General features: G+C 53.3%; 14 protein-coding genes. 10 read left to right on the top strand and 4 right to left on the bottom strand.

Annotated features, from left to right (window positions below; genetic code table 11):
• Positions 1-289 precede the first annotated feature (289 nt).
• Positions 290-2,281 carry a hypothetical protein gene (locus tag DS878_RS11990; RefSeq protein WP_113816689.1) on the top strand — a complete coding sequence of 664 codons (1,992 nt, stop codon included), beginning with the start codon at positions 290-292 and terminating at the stop codon, positions 2,279-2,281.
• A gap of 76 nt (positions 2,282-2,357) precedes the next feature.
• On the opposite strand, the gene DS878_RS11995 is transcribed toward DS878_RS11990, so the two are convergent.
• Together DS878_RS11995 and DS878_RS12000 are read right to left on the bottom strand one after the other, a co-directional pair.
• Positions 2,358-3,500, bottom strand: coding sequence for a helix-turn-helix transcriptional regulator (locus tag DS878_RS11995; protein ID WP_113816173.1), 1,143 nt, complete (start codon positions 3,498-3,500; stop codon positions 2,358-2,360).
• A 165-nt stretch (positions 3,501-3,665) separates the two neighbouring features.
• Complete coding sequence (locus DS878_RS12000; protein WP_113816174.1) at positions 3,666-4,529, bottom strand: thioredoxin family protein; 864 nt, start codon at positions 4,527-4,529, stop codon at positions 3,666-3,668.
• A 165-nt stretch (positions 4,530-4,694) separates the two neighbouring features.
• Here DS878_RS12000 and lon point away from each other — a divergent pair, with 165 nt between their 5' ends.
• Positions 4,695-7,145, top strand: a complete 2,451-nt coding sequence (gene lon / locus DS878_RS12005) for an endopeptidase La (protein ID WP_113816175.1) — start codon at positions 4,695-4,697, stop codon at positions 7,143-7,145.
• A gap of 23 nt (positions 7,146-7,168) precedes the next feature.
• On the opposite strand, the gene DS878_RS12010 is transcribed toward lon, so the two are convergent.
• Complete coding sequence (locus tag DS878_RS12010; RefSeq protein ID WP_113816690.1) at positions 7,169-7,669, bottom strand: MarR family winged helix-turn-helix transcriptional regulator; 501 nt, start codon at positions 7,667-7,669, stop codon at positions 7,169-7,171.
• A 260-nt stretch (positions 7,670-7,929) separates the two neighbouring features.
• On the opposite strand from DS878_RS12010, the gene DS878_RS12015 reads away from it, so the two are divergent.
• The 8 genes from DS878_RS12015 to DS878_RS12050 all read left to right on the top strand — a co-directional run bounded on the left by DS878_RS12015 (position 7,930) and on the right by DS878_RS12050 (position 16,403).
• On the top strand, positions 7,930-9,042 hold the full coding sequence (locus tag DS878_RS12015) for a branched-chain amino acid ABC transporter substrate-binding protein (protein ID WP_113816176.1): 1,113 nt from the start codon (positions 7,930-7,932) through the stop codon (positions 9,040-9,042).
• 162 nt (positions 9,043-9,204) lie between these two features.
• Positions 9,205-10,128, top strand: a complete 924-nt coding sequence (gene livH, locus DS878_RS12020; protein WP_113816177.1) for a high-affinity branched-chain amino acid ABC transporter permease LivH — start codon at positions 9,205-9,207, stop codon at positions 10,126-10,128.
• Positions 10,128-11,399, top strand: coding sequence for a high-affinity branched-chain amino acid ABC transporter permease LivM (locus DS878_RS12025; protein WP_113816178.1), 1,272 nt, complete (start codon positions 10,128-10,130; stop codon positions 11,397-11,399). The genes livH and DS878_RS12025 overlap by 1 nt, the downstream gene beginning before the upstream one ends.
• 6 nt (positions 11,400-11,405) lie before the next feature.
• Entirely contained in the window at positions 11,406-12,161 is a 756-nt protein-coding gene (gene livG / locus DS878_RS12030) for a high-affinity branched-chain amino acid ABC transporter ATP-binding protein LivG (protein WP_113816179.1), read from the top strand.
• 8 nt (positions 12,162-12,169) lie between these two features.
• Complete coding sequence (locus DS878_RS12035) at positions 12,170-12,871, top strand: ABC transporter ATP-binding protein (protein ID WP_113816691.1); 702 nt, start codon at positions 12,170-12,172, stop codon at positions 12,869-12,871.
• 272 nt (positions 12,872-13,143) lie between these two features.
• Positions 13,144-13,608 (top strand): DUF3015 domain-containing protein, encoded by a 465-nt coding sequence (locus DS878_RS12040; protein WP_113816180.1) that lies wholly within the window; start codon positions 13,144-13,146, stop codon positions 13,606-13,608.
• 81 nt (positions 13,609-13,689) lie between these two features.
• Positions 13,690-15,555: a DUF4105 domain-containing protein gene (locus tag DS878_RS12045; protein ID WP_113816181.1), complete on the top strand. Its 1,866-nt coding sequence runs from the start codon at positions 13,690-13,692 to the stop codon at positions 15,553-15,555.
• Complete coding sequence (locus tag DS878_RS12050; protein WP_113816182.1) at positions 15,525-16,403, top strand: alpha/beta hydrolase; 879 nt, start codon at positions 15,525-15,527, stop codon at positions 16,401-16,403. The genes DS878_RS12045 and DS878_RS12050 overlap by 31 nt, the downstream gene beginning before the upstream one ends.
• Before the next feature lie 197 nt (positions 16,404-16,600).
• Here DS878_RS12050 and pnp read toward each other — a convergent pair whose 3' ends face one another.
• Positions 16,601-18,715 (bottom strand): polyribonucleotide nucleotidyltransferase, encoded by a 2,115-nt coding sequence (pnp, locus tag DS878_RS12055; protein WP_261977887.1) that lies wholly within the window; start codon positions 18,713-18,715, stop codon positions 16,601-16,603.
• Positions 18,716-18,981: the final 266 nt, after the last annotated feature.

Genomic DNA, 18,981 nt, shown 5'->3' on the forward strand with positions numbered 1-18,981 from the left:
TCTGGCCTTTTTGCTTTTCGGAATCCATTCCGACCGTATTCAGGGGCTATATCAGGGTGCAAAAAACCGAAGAAAAAGGTCAGAACAAGTAAAATTGTGTTTCTTTATATGTCGGCGACTCACCCACCAAGACAGGCCAAAGCCAGGCCCTCCGCGGGTTTGCGTGTTTTTTACACACATCCCCCTTCAGGCACCGCAATCCCACCCCCCCTTATATGGGGGCATGCGCAAAAAAGAACTCATGCTAACGTTTTTGGCACCATCATTGGCAGTTCATAAGGAGTTTTCGGTGATTAAAATAAAACACATAGCTATCGCAGGGGCACTATCCTCATCATTGCTGGTTGCTGGTTGTGGCGGATCGTCAGGCAGTAGCAGCTCGGCAACCAACAGCCAAACCGGCTCACTGGAGATTTCAGGCACCGCCTCGGCACCAGCGGGCACAGTTGCATACTATGAGGAGCAGAATGCATTCGAACTGGCCCTCAACTTTTTCGTGCCTTCACTTTCGGCTGCCGTTACCGGGCTTGAGCCGATCGAAGGCGCAACAGTTGAACTGATCCGGGTCGACAATAACGGCAACCAGGTAGGCGATGTATTGGCGACAACGGCTACGTCAATTACTGGTGACTACACCCTCACACTTCCTGAAGACGTCAACCTCGCAGGCAACCTGATTGTCAGAATCACGGGCCAGAACAACAGTGCCCTGCGCGCCCAGGTAGTAGAGCAGGACGCTGACATTTCACCCGTTTCAGAGTTTGTACTGCAAAAGTTCATTAGCCAGGGCGCCGCTCTGGACCAGCTGGTTGTATCCGATGTCGTCAAACTTTCGGGCCGGGTGGAAGAATTTGATATCACACTATCCGGTGCCGCGAATCTGGATGCTGCGTTTTCCGTCCTGGAAGACCAGATCGGAGATTTTGTTGAAAGCGAAGTAGCTGTTGCAGCTTCCTCAAGCGGCGACGCTGCAGGCATTGCAGGAGACTACCGTAGCTCCGCCTTTTCCTTCGCACTGCATGATGGCGACAACGACAATGTCGGTACCTATGCCACCGACATCTGGGCCGGCACATTCACGTTTGCAGATAGTGGCAATGGCAGCGTTTCCATAACTCATACCAAGGAAGACAGTTTTTACGGCAGTCTCTCCGGTTCCGCGCTGAATCAAAGCAGTGTTTATTATGAATCAGAAACAGAAAACTTTAACGAAGTGCTTCCCGCAACGCTGACCACCAGCGGCATTCTGTCGATTACAGGCGAGTTTGAAGAAGACATTGACGATGACTACGGCTGGCGATATCCCGCCCATACCTACAATCTGCAACGCGTGGCTGACACCGGTATATTTTTCATGGTGTCAAACGAAGGTGCTGTCAGGTATGCAACCATAGATACCAACAATGATGGTATCAAAGACGCCATCGACCCTCAGGCCAAAGAGGGCGACGAAGCCTTCCGCTCACTGGAAGTTTTCAGTCGGCAACCCACCGCATTCACCAATAGCGACCTGACAGGCAAATTCGGTCGGGTATTTCTGGAGTCCTGGGTAACAAGCGGCACCATTGAGGTTCAAACTGAAATCAATACACTAACCTTTGATGGTGCAGGGAATTACGATTACGGCGCCGTCGAAGGCCACCTGATCAGCCTGGCGTCAGGGGGAGCCTCTTACACCCCCATCACAGAGACTGCCGAGACAAGCCAGCCTATGGTTATCACCGCTGATGGCGACATCACCTCAGCCGGTGGCGAGCCATCTGACGGCTTCATTAACGACACCTTTGACCTCTTGGTATTCGCCGAAGCCGACGGCACCAATCAGCAAGAAGCTGAAACCAACAAAACACTACTGGTAAAACTGCCTGCAACTGCCCCGACGGTTACCAACAACAAATACCGCATGCTGCTGATGTCCATGAAGCTGGACGCTGGTGAGGAACTGTTGATGACTTCAAGCAAGTTCAACACCTTCCTGACGATGGCATCGGAAACCAGCGGCACTATTGACGGCGCATTTTTCGAAGTTCAAAAAACCGGCCTGGGAGGCGAGATTGCCGTTTCTACCGAAACCGCCGAATCCGTCGAAGTGGATGTTAGCCTGGGCGGCTCTGGAGTAAGCACACTGACGATTTCGGGAGAGGACGGAGGCACAACCACTATGGAGGGCTTCTTCAACGAAAACGCGACTCTCGGCGTCTTTACGCTGAGCTACACGGAAACTGCAAGCAGCGATCCGGATGAACTGGGGCTGGTTGTCCTGGTAAAAACCGGTAACTGACAAAACTGATACAGGGCACACCCTCTGCGGTGCGCCCTGTACCTCTGCAATCACACCCCCGGCCCCTTACCCTTCTCTATCTTAATAATGCTGAAAGAATCGTACTGATCAGCTGGCCCTGACGTGACTGCCCGGTTTTATAAAAGATCTGCTTCAGATAACTCCGAACCGTTGCTTCGCTTTTATGCCGTTTCTCTGCAATCTCTTTCAGACTCAACCCCGCAACGAGGTCCTCACAAACCTGAGCCTCCGAAGGCGCCAGGGAAAAATACTCTGAAATCACAGCAGCGTCTGGAAGCACTCGCGAAGTTGAATCGACTATCGTTATCAGCACTCCACCTGTAAGTAATTCGTTATACTCAAGCGGCCGGATCGTCATGACCAGCGGCGGTGCTGCCTCTCGGTTAATAATCAATGTTTCCGGGCGACTGGCCCCACCTTTAATCGCCGCCGTTGAGGCGTGCGTAAGGGTCCGGAAAAACGCCTTCTGGGTTACATCCGACTGAAAGCACAAGCGCTGATCACGAATAAAAAAACAGGAGTTTTGCTCCTGCAGCTGGCTTCCACGCTGGTTAGCAAGCACCAACATACCCCGGTTATTCAGAACAAAGGCGGCATCAGGAATCAGCTCCACTATTGCGGAAAGCGACTGTTCAGTATCCGGGCGCTGATGAAACGAGCTTGCCAGGCCAACCGCTTGCCGTATGAATGGCACAAGGCGGCTCATAGCTTCAAGCTCTTCAGGGAAATAAGGCCCTTGAACAACAGTGCGCTGCACAGTAAGAAGAATGATGTGTGTGTCTGAGGCATCCACTACCAGCCATGCAGAATCAAGCATGCTCTGGTCTGTCTCCCACCGGTCGTAGTTATCACCCAGGGAGGTATCACCCACTACCGACAAAGCCGAGCTGAACACCCCGGGCTGCTGGGTAATGGCATAATTGGTTACCGCATCGTGTGCGATCATATTGTTATCCAGATACCAGTCTACAAACTCATCCGATAACCCGGCATGCCAGATATGTTCGATAACTACCGGGGACTTCCGGATAAAGGAGAGCTGGGCCGCACAGCCGTTGACAGCTTCAGCCAGCATCGCCAGAAAATCATGGAAGCCTGCCTTGTGCTGCAACGACTCGTATAAGCACTGAATAAGCTCAGGCTCATTGGATAGAACATTCTGAGGATCCAACACCCCATAAGGCAACCGACACTCCATTGGTTCTCCTGCTCGCTTGACGTATAAAATGGCGCTTTGCCTGTTTTTTATAGAATCAAACTATAGAAGACTTTTGGCTAATGTGTAGTGCCAGGGGGTATATTCTGGATTTTAGACAGGATGACAGACTATCTGGTTAAAGATAGTCCGCCAGGATCGATAAGCTCAATGCATCAACGTATAGAGCTTACGACGATATGTGCGCACATCCGGGTTACCGCTACCCAACTTCTCAAACAACTCAACCAATGTCGTTTTGGCTATTTCATCCTTATATTTGCTGTCTACCTGCATCAGGCGAATAAGCAATTCCATCGCCTCTGCATTTTTCTCTTGCAGGACATTGTGAAGCGCCAGCAAATGCAGGGCATTGGGATCTTTCGGATCCTGCTCCAGCGCCATTTCCAGATCTTTCACCGGCGGAAGCTCGGCGGACTGTTTCAGAAATTTTATTCTCGCAGCCAGCTGCTTTGCCTGGTGCTGCAACTTTTCTTCTGGCGGCAGACTTTCGAGAACCTGCTCGGCAGTTTCAATATCACCCGTTTCCGCTTTCAGCTGGGCAAGGTCAATCAACACCTTAAGATTCTCAGGATCTTCTTTGTTCAGTTCAGAAAGAATTTCCATCGCTCCGCCGATATCGCCTTCTTCCCAGATACGGTGAGCTTTCTCATAAGGAGGTTCTTCAGGCAATTCCACGTATTTCTCGAGAACCTTGCGAACTTCACTCTCTGGCAGCGCTCCGTTAAAACCGTCAACGGCCTGTCCATCTTTCACCAGGATCACTGTCGGCAGGTTTCGCACACCGAGGCTGGCAGTCAGTTGCTCCTGCTCATCTGCATTTACCTTGGCCAGCCGGAATGCACCCTGATACTCATTCGCCAGTTTCTCCAGCAGGGGCATAAGCTGCTTGCAGGGCGCGCACCACTCGGCCCATACATCCACAAGAACGGGCACAGACGCAGATGCATCCATAACTTCCTGCTGAAAATTTTCCATAGTGGCTTCGAATATATAGGGAGAGCTGCTCATGTCGGGCACCTGAAATGTTCATTTGATTAATGCGTAGAGATGGGGCGCTCTACCCCGGAATTCAAGAGTGCCGGATCAGGGTATTCGTGGCACCCATGCTTGAAAATATGACTTTTGGCTCTAATTAGAGATAAGACACTCCTTCTACCGGGAAATAGTTACCGCATGAATCACGACAACGAAAACGACTCGCTGGAAGAATTCGAGGAAGACGTTACCGAATACATAGGCAAGAACGAACACAGCAAAGCCCTGGCCTTGCCACAGCATTCTCTGCCCAAACGGATATATGTACTGCCAGTTTCTAACCGGCCGTTTTTTCCTGCACAAGTCCAACCGGTCATGGTTAACCAGAATCCATGGCAGGAGACACTCAAGCGCGTAGGTGAAACCGACCACAAGATGCTGGGCATCTGCTTTGTCGATGATCATCAATCGGGGCAGGATATCCCCGAAAGCAGCGAGCTGGCACCGGTTGGCTGCGCCGTGCGAGTGCATCACGCGCAAAACAAAGACGGGAACCTTCAGTTTATCGCCCAGGGGCTGCAGCGTTTCCGCATCGTTCAGTGGCTCCGCCGCAAGCCACCGTATCTGGTGGAAGTTGAGTATCCGCAAGAGCCTGAAGAAGATGCAGACGAAACCAAGGCTTATACCCTGGCGATCATCAGTGCCATCAAAGAGTTATTGCGCACCAACCCGCTCTACGGCGAGGAAGTAAAGCAGTACCTTTCACGCTTTGGCCCGGAAGACAGCTCTCCGCTGACAGACTTCGGCGCATCCATGACCAGCGCCCCGGGCAGCGAACTGCAGGACATCCTGGATACCCTGCCTCTGCTGAGACGCATGGAAAAAGTGCTTCTGCTGATGCGCAAAGAACTGGAAGTGGCGCGCCTGCAATCCGAGATCAGCGAAGAAGTGAACGAAAAGGTGCAGAAGCATCAGCGAGATTTCTTCCTGAAAGAACAGCTGAAGGTCATCCAGCGCGAGCTGGGCATGTCGAAAGACGATAAAACGGCAGATGCAGAACGCTTTGAAGCCAGAATGGCGGAGCTGAACCCGCCCGAGGCCGTGCAGGAGCGCTTTGAAGAGGAATTGAACAAACTGCAGATCCTTGAGCAGGGTTCGCCGGAATATGGCGTTACCCGTAACTACCTGGACTGGCTGACCCAGGTGCCATGGGGACAACACTCGGAAGATCGCTTTGATCTGACAGAAGGCCGCAGCATACTCGATCGTGATCACGATGGCCTTGATGATGTGAAAGACCGGATTATCGAGTTCCTGGCAGAGGGTACATTCAAAGGCGAAATCAGTGGATCAATTCTGCTTCTCGTTGGCCCTCCGGGTGTAGGTAAAACTTCAATTGGCCATTCTGTTGCAAGTGCTCTGGGGCGTAAGTTCTATCGCTTCAGCGTTGGAGGCATGAGAGATGAGGCCGAAATCAAAGGCCACCGGCGAACCTATATCGGTGCCATGCCCGGCAAGTTTGTACAGGCCCTGAAAGATACCAAAGTAGCCAATCCGGTTATTATGCTCGACGAGATCGACAAAATTGGTACTTCCTATCAGGGAGACCCGGCTTCCGCGCTTCTGGAGACTCTGGACCCGGAACAGAACAGGGAATTTCTGGATCACTACCTTGATGTCCGCATGGACCTGTCCAAGGTACTGTTTATCTGCACGGCAAATCAGCTCGACACTATTCCGCGGCCGCTTCTGGACCGGATGGATGTGATCCGCTTGTCAGGCTATATCAGCGAGGAAAAGCTGGCCATCGCCAAGCATCACCTGCTCCCACGCCTGCTGAAACGGGCCGGGCTACTGAAAAAACAATTCAACATAACCGATGCTGCCATCCGTCAGATAATCGAAGGCTATGCCCGTGAAGCGGGCGTCCGGAATCTGGAAAAACTACTGCACAAGGTTATGCGCAAAGGCATAGTAAAACTACTGGAATCCCCGGATGAGCCGGTAAAAGTGAGCGTATCCGACCTGCAGGAATATCTGGGACAGCCTGCATTCCGGAAAGAAAAGTCTCTCAAAGGTGTCGGCGTAGTTACTGGCCTGGCCTGGACCGCCATGGGAGGCGCAACCCTGAGCATTGAAGCCGCACGGATACACAGCAGTCAACGCGGCTTCAAACTGACCGGTCAGCTCGGTGATGTAATGCGGGAATCGGCAGAAATTGCGTACAGCTACGTCAGCTCAAACCTGAAGCGGTTCAAAGGTGACCCGGGATTTTTCGATAAGTCCTTCGTTCACCTCCATGTACCCGAAGGTGCAACACCCAAGGACGGCCCCAGCGCCGGCGTCACCATGGCAACGGCTTTGCTCTCTATTGCCCGCAGAGAAGCCCCTCAGCAAAATACAGCGATGACAGGGGAGCTGACTCTCACCGGCCAGGTGCTTCCTGTTGGCGGTATTCGCGAGAAAGTTATTGCCGCACGCCGCCAGAAAATCAGCAACCTGATCCTGCCAGAGGCAAACCGCGGGGATTATGAAGAGCTGCCGGATTATCTCAGGGAAGGGCTGACTGTCAATTTTGCCCGGAATTACAATGATGTCTTCCAGGTGTGCTTTGGCAGCAAGCCCCGAAAGGGCTCGTCAGTTCACTGAGTTCAGAAGAATAAGGAAAAGGCTCAGGCCTTTTCCTTTTCTTTCCAGCCATCATCTTTCAGGACCGGGCCAACATCCAATACCGGTGACGCATCAATGTCGTCGGCATCCATCATGTTGGCAACCCTCTGTAGCGAAGCGAGAATCATATTCTGCTCCCATTCATGAAGGCTCTGAAACTTCTTGATGAAATCTTCCTGCAGGGGACTGGGTGCCCGGGAGAGTATATCCGCACCATCCTCTGTCAGGTGTGCGTGCACTTTACGCTTGTCCTGCGTGCTACGGACACGGTAAACCAGCTGGCGGTGTTCCAGGCGATCAAGAATGGTCGTAACCGTCGCCTGACTGAGACTCACCTTGTCGGCGATAGTCCCTATGGTAACCTCACCCATATCCCGGATTGTCCGCATGATCAACAGCTGCGGGCCGGTGAGACCGGCATTCTTGCTTAGGCGCTTGGAATGAAGATCCGTTGCCCGGATAACACGCCTGAGCGCTACCAGAACATGGTCATAATTATGCACTGTGTTACTTGCTCCACTGAAGCCTTTCAATATTTTGTTTACACCACTAACCATTAGAGGTCTTGCCCCCCTCAAATGCAAGTAGCAGTTTCCCGCAAACTGCACTTTCCCATATCATCCCCATGATGCCAAAGCCTGAGCCACTGGTTGTTAAATAATAAAAGAAGCCCGGGGCTAACTTGACAAGGCAGGATGTGTAGTGTTTGTTTAGATTTCTGAGAACATTAAGAATATCCCTGAACCTGACAGGACAGATACAAATGACAACTTCACTCAAAAAGCTCGTTACCGCTGTTAGCACTTCCGTTGCCCTGATGGGCGCCGGCCACGCAGCTGCGGATATTCAGATCGGCATCGCAGGCCCAATGACAGGCCCCGTCGCCCAGTATGGCGACATGCAGTTCTCCGGCGCGCGCATGGCCATTGAACAGATCAACGCCAAAGGCGGCGTTATGGGCGAGAAGCTCGTCGCAGTAGAATACGATGACGTGTGTGACCCCAAGCAAGCGGTCACTGTTGCAAACCGCCTGGTTAACGATGGCGTCAGCTATGTGATCGGCCATCTGTGCTCCAGTTCCACCCAGCCTGCCTCGGACATCTATGAGGACGAAGGCATTCTCATGATCACACCTGCATCAACCAGCCCGGAAATCACCGAGCGTGGTTATGAACTGGTGTTCCGCACTATTGGCCTTGACAGCATGCAAGGCCCGGTTGCCGGCAACCACATAGCCAAACAGAACCCGGAGCGGGTGGCAATCGTTCACGACAAGCAACAATACGGTGAAGGCATTGCAACAGCAGTACGCGATACCCTGAAAGACAAAGGTATCGAAATTGCCATGTTTGAAGGTATTACCGCAGGCGACAAAGACTTCTCATCCCTGATAACCAAACTCAAACAGGCTGATGTGGACTATGTTTATTTCGGCGGCTACCACCCGGAGCTGGGGCTGATCCTGCGTCAGGCACGACAGGCGGATCTGGACGCCATCTTTATGGGCCCTGAAGGCGTTGGCAACAAGGACATTAACACCATTGCAGGTGAGGCTGCTGAAGGGCTTCTGGTAACTCTGCCACCAAGCTTTGACGAAAAAGCAGAAAACCAGGACCTGGTAAAAGCCTTTGAAGCCAAGGGTGAAGATCCCTCAGGCCCATTCGTACTGACTTCTTATGCCGCCGTTCAACTGGTTGCTGAAGGCATCGAAGCTGCCGGTTCCAAAGACCCCTTCGATGTTGCAGCAGCACTTCGCAGCGGCAGCTTTGAAACACCGATCGGCACTGTGCAATACGATAAAGCCGGCGATATGAAGTCATTTGAGTTTGTTGTGTACGAATGGCATTCAGATGGCAGCAAAACTCCGGTAAACTAAGCCGAATCGTTAACTAACGGTAATACAAGAGAGCACCTTCTCACCGCGATCCGGGAGAGGGTGTTTTTCTAGGCTCCTTATGATCCTGCTTCACTTATGGCCCGGTTATCCCGTGTCTTCTGTGTTGCAGGGAAGGGAGCAGGCCTCCGGAGTCAAACAACAATGCAAGATCTGCTGTATTTCTCTCAACAGCTCATTAACGGGCTGACGATCGGAAGCGCCTATGCCCTGATCGCCATCGGTTACACGATGGTTTACGGCATCATCGGCATGATCAACTTTGCCCATGGTGAAATTTATATGATTGGCGCCTACACCGCGCTTATCGCCATTACGGGCCTCACTGCCCTCGGCCTCGCCTGGCTTCCCCTGATCCTGATCGTTGCACTTCTCTGCGCCATGATCGTTTCCAGTTCCATGGGATGGGCTGTAGAACGGGTAGCCTACCGACCGGTACGCGGCCGTCACCGCCTGATCCCGCTGATCTCTGCCATCGGCATGTCCATCTTCCTGCAGAACTACGTTCATCTTGCCCAGGGTTCCCGTAACGTCGGCTTCCCGGCACTTATTGAGGGCGGGTTTAACTTTAGCGCTGACGGCGCGTTCGAAATGTCGCTGTCTTACATGCAGATCACTATTTTCATAACGACGCTGATCTGCATGACCGCCCTGTCGCTATTTATCTCCCGCTCCCGTACCGGCCGTGCCTGCCGGGCCGTTTCACAAGACCTTGGCATGGCCAGTCTGCTGGGCATTGATACTAACCGAATCATATCCGCAACCTTCGTAATAGGCGCCGCACTGGCAGCGGTTGCCGGCCTGTTACTGGGCATGTATTACGGGTCGGTCGATCCATTGTTCGGTTTTATTGCGGGACTCAAGGCCTTCACCGCCGCGGTGCTCGGAGGCATTGGCAGCATTCCCGGCGCCATGCTCGGCGGGCTGATTCTCGGCGTTTCCGAAAGCATGACTTCCGGCTACCTGAGCGGTGAATACAAAGACGTTGTCTCCTTCGGCTTGCTGATCCTTATTCTGCTGTTCAAACCAACGGGCCTGCTTGGCAAACCGGAGGTTGAGAAGATCTGATGGCTGCTAAAAATTACAGACACGCCCTCTTCTGCGCGATTGTCACGCTGATAATCTCGTTTCCTATCCTCGGCTTTAACCTTGAGGCCAAAGGCATCAGCGTCACGCTCACCGGAGCAGAAACCTCAACGGTCATTGCGGTTGTTCTGGCGGCGGTGGCAGTTTTTGTTTTCCAGGCATACCGTGACTCCTTCACGGGACTCCTCGGCAAGCTACCCAGGCTCAATCCTCTCGCAGGCCGGGAGCCCATGGAGCAAGCCAAAAAAGCAAAGCTCGAATCCTGGATACTGACAGGCATAGTTGTGCTTGCATTATTCTGGCCATTTGTTGTGTCCAGAGGCTCTGTAGATCTCGCCACGCTGGTTCTGATCTACATCATGCTGGCACTTGGCCTTAATGTTGTTGTCGGCCTTGCCGGCCTGCTGGACCTCGGATACGTGGCCTTCTACGCAGTTGGCGCCTACACCTTTGCCCTGCTGTCGCAATATACTGGCATCTCGTTCTGGATGGCATTGCCAATCGGCGCTTTGCTTGCCGCCCTGTTCGGGTTGATGCTGGGTTTTCCGGTATTGCGACTACGCGGGGATTACCTGGCGATTGTCACCCTCGGTTTCGGGGAAATTATCCGTATCCTGCTCAATAACTGGACAACGCTGACCGGTGGACCCAACGGCATAGGAGGCATTCCCGAACCGACACTGTTTGGTATGGAGTTTGGCCGGCGTGTAAAAGAAGAAGGCAATACATCCTTCCATGAAACCTTTGGCATCGCCTATAGCGGCGAACACAAAGTCATCTTCCTGTACCTGATCGCACTGGTGCTGGCGGTTATTACCGCGCTGATCATTCGCCGGTTTATGCGCATGCCTGTAGGCCGCGCATGGGAAGCCTTGCGTGAAGACGAAATTGCCGCCCGCTCGCTGGGCCTGAGCCGCACTGCTGTCAAACTTTCCGCCTTTACTATTGGCGCTTTTTTTGCGGGCTTTGCGGGCACTGTATTTGCCTCCAAGCAAGGTTTCATCAGCCCCGAATCCTTTGTCTTTCTTGAGTCTGCAATAATCCTTGCGATTGTGGTTCTCGGTGGCATGGGCTCGCAGCTTGGCGTCATCCTCGCAGCTATCGCAGTGACCATTCTGCCGGAGCTGGCACGGGAGTTCTCCGAATATCGAATGCTGATTTTTGGCGCTGCCATGGTCCTTATGATGATATGGCGACCACAGGGCCTGCTACCCATGCGCCGCATTCATATCAAACTGAACAGGCAGGAGTGACAGACGATGCTTGAAGTACAGAATCTGTCCATGCGCTTTGGCGGCCTGCTGGCGGTAGATGGCGTTTCGCTGGACATTCAGGAACGGGAAATTGTTTCCATTATTGGCCCTAACGGAGCCGGAAAAACCACCGTATTCAACTGTATGAGCGGTTTTTACAAACCCAGCGGTGGCAAGATCATTTTCGAAGGCAAAGAGGTCCAGGGCAAACCCGATTATAAAATTTCCCGGCTGGGAATGGTAAGAACCTTCCAGCATGTTCGCCTGTTCACTCAGATGTCCGTGGTGGAAAACCTGCTGGTAGCCCAGCACCGCCACCTGAATACCAACATGCTTGCCGGGCTGTTCGGCACTCCCGATTACAAACGGCGGGAACAGAAAGCCCTTGACCGGGCCGCGTACTGGCTTGAGCGTGTAGGCCTCCTGGACCTTGCCAACAGGGATGCCGGCAACCTTGCATATGGTCAACAGCGACGGCTTGAAATAGCGCGCTGCATGGTCACAGAACCGAAACTCCTGATGCTGGACGAGCCGGCAGCCGGCCTCAACCCTGCGGAAACCAAAGAACTCAATCAACTTATCGTGAGTCTGAAAGAGGATTACAACGTTTCTGTCGTGTTGATTGAGCACGATATGAGCCTGGTCATGGATATCTCCGACCGGATCAACGTCATCAACCAGGGATGCCCCCTGGCCAGTGGCACTCCGGAAGAAATCCGCCAGAACGACGACGTGATCAAAGCTTACCTGGGTGAGGCCTGAATATGAGCATGCTTGTACTGGAAGACGTCCACACCCATTACGGAAAAATTGAAGCCCTTCACGGAGTTTCTGTTGAGGTGAACCGGGGTGAAATCGTTTCACTGATCGGCGCTAACGGTGCCGGAAAAACCACTCTGCTGATGACCGTATGCGGGACTCCGCAAGCCAGTTCCGGGCGCATAATCCTGGAAGGCCGGGATATCACCAGAGAACCCACCGCACGCATCATGCGCTCCGGGCTTGCCATAGTGCCGGAAGGCCGAAGGATATTCTCCGGCCTTACCGTTGAAGAAAACCTGCACATGGGCGGTTTCTTCAACACCAAATCCGAAATCCGCAAAAGCCTGGATCATGTATATGAGCTGTTTCCGCGCCTGCAGGAACGTGAGCACCAGCGCGCAGGAACCATGTCTGGCGGAGAGCAGCAAATGCTGGCCATTGGCCGGGCCCTGATGAGCAGGCCAAGCATGATTATTCTGGATGAACCATCACTGGGGCTGGCCCCACTTGTTATCAAACAGATATTCGAGATCATCAGCCATCTGCGGGACGAAGGCATCACCGTATTTCTGGTTGAGCAGAACGCCCATCAGGCGCTGAATCTGGCCGACAGGGGCTATGTTCTGGAAACCGGAAAAATCCGTCTGCACGACACAGGCAAAAACCTGCTCGCAAATCCCGATGTGCAGAATGCATATCTGGGCGGATAGACCTACCAGACAGATTAAAAAAACCGGAGTTCCTCCGGTTTTTTTGTGCCCTTATCAGCTACTCTTTTTACCCGAAAAAAGCAAAATAATTACTTAAAATCAAATGGTAACGTAAATATAGACTTGTCGCCGGCAAATCTGCACTATACTCAAGGCAGCGGTCTTTATACCTGTTTACAGGAATACGTCAGGGCCGTTCCCACATATTCAGCATCCGAGTTGGTTATGTGAATTTTGCGACAACAGCTAAAACATAAATCTAGGAGTGGATAATGAAAAAACTGATCGCAGGTGCAATTCTTCTGGGCGCTTCTTCCATGGCCTTTGCTCAACCTGGCTGCGGCGTTGGCGCCATGATCTGGAAAGGACAATCCGGCGTTGCTCCCCACGTGCTGGCTGCAACAACCAACGGTACATTCGGCAACCAGACATTCGGCATGACTACTGGCACCCTGGGCTGCCAGACCAACGAATCTGTGCAATCCATGGCTATGTACATGGACAGCAACATCGATAAAGTAGCCCGTGACATGTCACGCGGCAACGGTGAAAACCTGGAAACCCTGGCCATTCTTCTGGGTGTAGAAGAAGCTGACCGTGGCGCTTTCCGCCAGGTTCTGCAGGATAACTTCGCAACTGTATTCCCAAGCTCCGACACCACCGCTGGTGAAGCAGTCGACGCAATTGTCGCTCTGCTGGAACAAAATGAGTCGCTGAGCAAATACGTAGCGGCCTGATAACTGAAGTGCAGGGATGCCAGGGCGCCAAGGATGGCGCACTTCCCCGTTTCATCACCTCTAACGGAACCCGCATTACCCATGGGCAACTCGCTTCGCATTGGGCCAGCTGTGCTTTGGCTCATCACCAGCTTACCTCTGCAGGCTCAGACACAAGTCGCCGAAACTCCACTACACCTCGACCCCGCCTGGCTCACACTGGTTCACTACCAGCCGGACCAGTTTGGTGCCGGCTATACCAGCCAGGCCGATGATGCTGATTTTTTTCTGAGCGAAAACGGCAAAACTTCTCCAAAAGCCGAGCTTGAGGCCACCCTTGAGGCAATACAACAACCGGGAGATGGCGATAGTCACGCACGGTGTCGCTTCCCTGCGAGGGACAGCTGGCTTCGCAAGCAACTCGATATGCCGGCAGAAGCCCCGGAGTGCCCTGAATATGAGGAATGGACTGAAACGCTTAACACCGAAAGCGTTACTCTGGTGTTTGCAGCCTCGTACCTGAACAGCCCCTCATCAATGTTCGGCCATACCTTTCTCCGGCTGGACCCGCCACAGGAAGATGAACAGACAAACCTCTTGCTCGCCAACACAATTTCCTATGCCGCCGACGCTGCTGCCCATGACAGCGAACTGCTGTTCGCCTACCGTGGAATTTTCGGAGGCTATCCCGGTATAACCACTGTTCAGCCTTATTATGAAAAAATCCGGCTCTACTCTGATATTGAGCACCGGGATCTATGGGAATACAAACTAAACCTGAACCAGCAGGAAGTAGACTTCATGCTGGCTCACGCCTGGGAAATCCGGGATCGTAATTTCGACTATTACTTTTTCGACGAGAACTGCGCCTACCGCCTTCTTGCTCTAATTGACGTAGCCCGCCCGGGCACCGATCTTCTGGGTGAAGTAACCACGCACGCCATACCATCCGATACTGTGCGCTGGGTAATCGACAAAAACCTGGTTGAAGCTGTGCACTATCGCGCATCGGCAGCCACTGCCGTAGCACACAGCCTGTCGACGCTCCCCCAACCGAACAAGACGCTTGCAGCAGCCATTGCCAATGGATATGTGAAGCCGGACAGCGAGGAAGTCCGAGCCCTCCCGCCTCGTGAGCGTGCTCACTTGCTCGATGCCACCTATGACTATGTGCGCTACCAGAGCGAAGCAGATGGGTGGCCGAGAGAGATAGCCGCCCCGCTCTCTCACAGTCTGCTGCGGGAACGCAGTAAAATCGACGGGATTGCGCCAATAGAACAGCCACCAGAACCCGAGGTTCGCGACGATCAGGGCCACGATACGTTTCGTCTGAGTCTGGGAGCAGGGCAGATAGCCCACCGGGAGTTTACCCAACTGACATTCCGGCCTGCATACCACGACATTCTCGACCCTCCCGCTGGCTATCGCAGCGGCGCCCAGCTGCAATTCCTGCGTCTGGACGCCCGCTACTACACAGACAACGATGAACTGCAGCTGGAACAGCTCACCGGCGTGGAAATCCGTTCCCTGAGCCCGAGGGATGCCTTCTTTTCGCCCCTGTCCTGGCAGGTGAGCTTTGGTGGGCGTCGCACTGATACCGGCGAAAGCCGTGTTCTGACCCCATACCTGGAAGGCGGGGCAGGTGGTAGCTGGCGCCTCAGCCAACAAACACAGGCCTTTGCCATAGCCACTGCAGATCTCGAAATCGATGACGACCTGCGCCGTGGCTACGATGCCGCGCCCGGCGCTGACATCGGGCTTCTGCACCAGAACAACCATTTCAGTCTGGTTGCCGGAGCCAAAACCAAAGCCTGGATCGTGAGCAGCCAGCACCGGCAAGATCAGGTGTACTTGAAAGCCAACTGGCATATAGGTCGGGAGTTCAGCCTGTTTGCAGAATTCACCCGGGAAGATCACTACGACAGGTACCAGAGTACATGGCAAACAGGACTCCACGCTTACTTCTGAAAATGCCCGGGGTCAAAAGTGGCTTACTGACCCTGTTCCTCGCTGCCACTGTTTTGTTGCAAAGCGGGTGCAGCAGCCTGTTTTTCTACCCCGACAAAACCACTTACATAACGCCAGACCGCCTCAATCTGGAATATGAAAACGTCTATCTGGACACCGCAGACGGAGAAACCCTGCACGGCTGGTGGCTACCGGCTGAAAGCGAAGCGTTGGGAACCGTCTATTTCCTCCACGGCAACGCCCAGAACATCAGCAGCCACCTGCTTAACGTCGCCTGGCTACCCTCTGAAGGCTACAACGTCTTCACTATTGACTACAGGGGCTATGGCGAATCCTCTGGCGCCCCGGACATCGAAGGCGCCCTTCACGACGCTGAGACCGGACTGCGCTGGCTGGTCAGTGAACCCGATACACAAGACACGCCAGTATTCCTCCTTGGCCAAAGCCTTGGCGGGGCCCTGGGTCTGGCTCTCGCCAGCGAATGGGAAAAAAGGGGTGAAACGCCGGAACTCACCGGCGTCATACTCGACGGAACCTTCTCCGGCTTCCGCGGCATAGCCCGGGAAAAACTGGACAGCTTCTGGCTCACCTGGCCGCTTCAGGCTCCTCTGAGCTGGACAATTCCAGATGAATACGAAGGCATAGACCTGATTGCCAACATCAGTCCCGTACCCGTGATGATCATCCACAGTGTCCGCGACGGCATCATTCCCTTCCATCATGGCCAGGCCCTCTATGAGGCCGCAGCTGAGCCGAAAGAATTCCTGCAGACAGATACGCCCCACGCGGCAACCTTTATTATTCCGGCATACCGAAACGCTGTGCTGGAATTTCTTGACCAAAAGTAAGTTCTCCGACAACAGGTATTGGGCCGGGCTTTTCAAAACTGTGCGGAGCCATGGATGGCGGAGCCAAGCGTACAGGGAAGTATTCACAGCGTGTTTTGAAAAGCCCGGCCCAATACCTGCCCCTTCAAAGCTAAAAGCCAGAAAACAAAAAACCCGCCAATCCAGAGGAAAGGCGGGTTTTTTGTAGCTGCTAGCTATCAGTCAGAAAAGTCAGTCGGCTGCTCGCCTTCTTTCACTTCCTTCATGGAAAGCTTCACACGGCCACGATTGTCCACATCCAGTACCTTGACCAGAACTTCCTGACCTTCGCTCAGCTCGTCAGTCACGTTCTCGATCCGGCGATCGGAGATCTGGGAAATGTGAACCAGACCATCCTTGCCAGGCAGAATGTTAACAAAAGCACCAAAGTCCACAATGCGCTCTACGCGACCTTTGTAGATAGCACCTACCTCGATCTCGGCAGTGATTTCCTTAACCCGGTTAACTGCCGCCTGGGCCGCTTCCTGGTTATCTGCGTAGATCTTCACGTTACCGTCGTCATCCAGATCAATGGAAGCACCGGTTTCGTCACAGATAGAACGGATCATGGAGCCGCCTTTACCGATAACGTCACGGATTTTCTCAGGATTGATCTTGATGGCGGTGATGCTCGGCGCGCGCGCTGAAAGCTCGGTGCGCGACTCAGAGATCACCTTGTTCATCTCACCCAGAATGTGCTGACGCGCTTCGTAAGCCTGCTCCAGAGCAAGTTCCATGATCTCGTCAGTGATTCCCTGGATCTTGATATCCATCTGCAGGGCAGTAACACCGTCTTTGGTACCGGCTACCTTGAAGTCCATGTCGCCCAGGTGATCTTCATCACCCAGAATGTCGGTCAGGATGGCAAACTTGTCGCCTTCCTTAACCAGACCCATGGCAATACCGGCTACAGGAGCTTTCAGAGGAACACCTGCATCCATCAGGGCCAGACTTGAACCACAGACCGAAGCCATAGAGCTGGAGCCGTTGGATTCAGTTATCTCGGACACTGCACGAATGGCATAGGGGAACTCTTCCAGAGTCGGCATAACCGCCATAACACCGCGCTTCGCCAGACGACCGTGACCAACCTCACGGCGGCCAGGAGTACCAACACGGCCAGCTTCACCTACAGAGTACGGAGGGAAGTTGTAATGGAACAGGAACGGATCCTTGCGCTCTCCTTCCAGGGCATCAATTGTCTGTATATCCCGGGAAGTGCCCAGAGTCGTAGTAACGATCGCCTGAGTTTCGCCACGGGTAAACAGAGCTGAACCGTGAACGCTTGGCAGAATACCAACTTCGATTTCGATCGGACGAACCGTTTTGTTGTCGCGACCATCGATACGTGGCTTGCCATCGATAACCTGCTGACGAACAACTAACTTCTCGATTTTCGCGAAGTACTTTTTAACATCCTCAGCGGAAGGCTGGCCTTCTTCTTCGCCGGCCAGTTTCTCTACAGCATCAGCCTTGAGTTCAGCAAGACGGTCGTAGCGAGCCATTTTGTCGCGGATGCCATAGGCTTCTTCAATTGCACCGGAAAATCCGGACTTGATCGCCTCAAGCAGTTCAGTGTTTTCCACAGGTGGCAGCCATTCTCTGCGTGGCTTGCCATTTTCTGCAGCAAATTCCTTGATCGCTGTAACCGCTGACTGCATTTCCTGATGCGCGAACAGCACGCCGCCCAGCATCTGGTCTTCAGTCAGGCCTTTGGCTTCAGACTCAACCATCAGAACTGCTTCATCAGTACCAGCAACAACCATATCCAGCAGGGACGTCTTCAGCTCTTCAAAGCTCGGGTTTACAAAGTAACCTTTCTCATTGGTATAACCAACACGACAGGCACCAATAGGGCCGTCAAAAGGAATGCCCGAGATTGCCAGAGCGGCAGAAGCGGCCAGCATGGCAGCGATATCCGGATCCTGTTGCTTGCTGGATGACATGACCGTACAGATAACCTGAGTCTCGTTCATGTAGCCGCTTGGGAACAGCGGCCGAATCGGACGGTCGATCAGACGGGATGTCAGGGTTTCTTTCTCTGAAGGACGACCTTCACGCTTGAAGAAACCGCCCGGGATTTTGCCCACAGCATAGGTTTTTTCAAAATAGTTAACAGTCAGCGGGAAAAACGGCTGACCCGGTTTGGCTTCCTTGGCACCAACAACGGTACCCAGAACCGAGATATCACCGATGGTGACCAGAACGGAACCTGACGCCTGACGGGCAATACGACCCGTTTCCAGAGTGACGGTTTCGCCACCCATCTCAAATGATTTTTTACGCGGTTGCAGATCCACAACGAACTCCTGCGTTATCTGTTCAGAATGATTGAAGTGTGACTCTGAAAGACCCCTGTCTGAAAGCTAACAGGCTGTTGCAAAACCCCGGCCAGGCAACTGGTACGCTACAGCTGCGTACCGCCCGGGCTTTCAACAACCTGCTATCAATTTCGGCTTTCCAGTCCGACAGAAAATCCCAGGTTCACGGAATAATCAATGCGGTGATAAAAAACACAACCGGCAGGCCCCTTGAGGAACCCGCCGGCTGGTGGCTGCTA

It is taken from the genome of Marinobacter sp. F3R11, assembly GCF_003318275.1.
GTDB lineage: Bacteria > Pseudomonadota > Gammaproteobacteria > Pseudomonadales > Oleiphilaceae > Marinobacter.

Excerpts from the sequence above, each read along its gene's own strand:
- DS878_RS11995 (WP_113816173.1), bottom strand. The coding sequence starts at position 3,500 with ATGGAGTGTCGGTTGCCTTATGGGGTGTTGGATCCTCAGAATGTTCTA.
- DS878_RS12000 (WP_113816174.1), bottom strand. The coding sequence starts at position 4,529 with ATGAGCAGCTCTCCCTATATATTCGAAGCCACTATGGAAAATTTTCAG.
- lon (WP_113816175.1), top strand. The coding sequence starts at position 4,695 with ATGAATCACGACAACGAAAACGACTCGCTGGAAGAATTCGAGGAAGAC.
- DS878_RS12015 (WP_113816176.1), top strand. The coding sequence starts at position 7,930 with ATGACAACTTCACTCAAAAAGCTCGTTACCGCTGTTAGCACTTCCGTT.
- livH (WP_113816177.1), top strand. The coding sequence starts at position 9,205 with ATGCAAGATCTGCTGTATTTCTCTCAACAGCTCATTAACGGGCTGACG.
- DS878_RS12025 (WP_113816178.1), top strand. The coding sequence starts at position 10,128 with ATGGCTGCTAAAAATTACAGACACGCCCTCTTCTGCGCGATTGTCACG.
- livG (WP_113816179.1), top strand. The coding sequence starts at position 11,406 with ATGCTTGAAGTACAGAATCTGTCCATGCGCTTTGGCGGCCTGCTGGCG.
- DS878_RS12035 (WP_113816691.1), top strand. The coding sequence starts at position 12,170 with ATGCTTGTACTGGAAGACGTCCACACCCATTACGGAAAAATTGAAGCC.
- DS878_RS12040 (WP_113816180.1), top strand. The coding sequence starts at position 13,144 with ATGAAAAAACTGATCGCAGGTGCAATTCTTCTGGGCGCTTCTTCCATG.
- DS878_RS12045 (WP_113816181.1), top strand. The coding sequence starts at position 13,690 with ATGGGCAACTCGCTTCGCATTGGGCCAGCTGTGCTTTGGCTCATCACC.
- DS878_RS12050 (WP_113816182.1), top strand. The coding sequence starts at position 15,525 with ATGGCAAACAGGACTCCACGCTTACTTCTGAAAATGCCCGGGGTCAAA.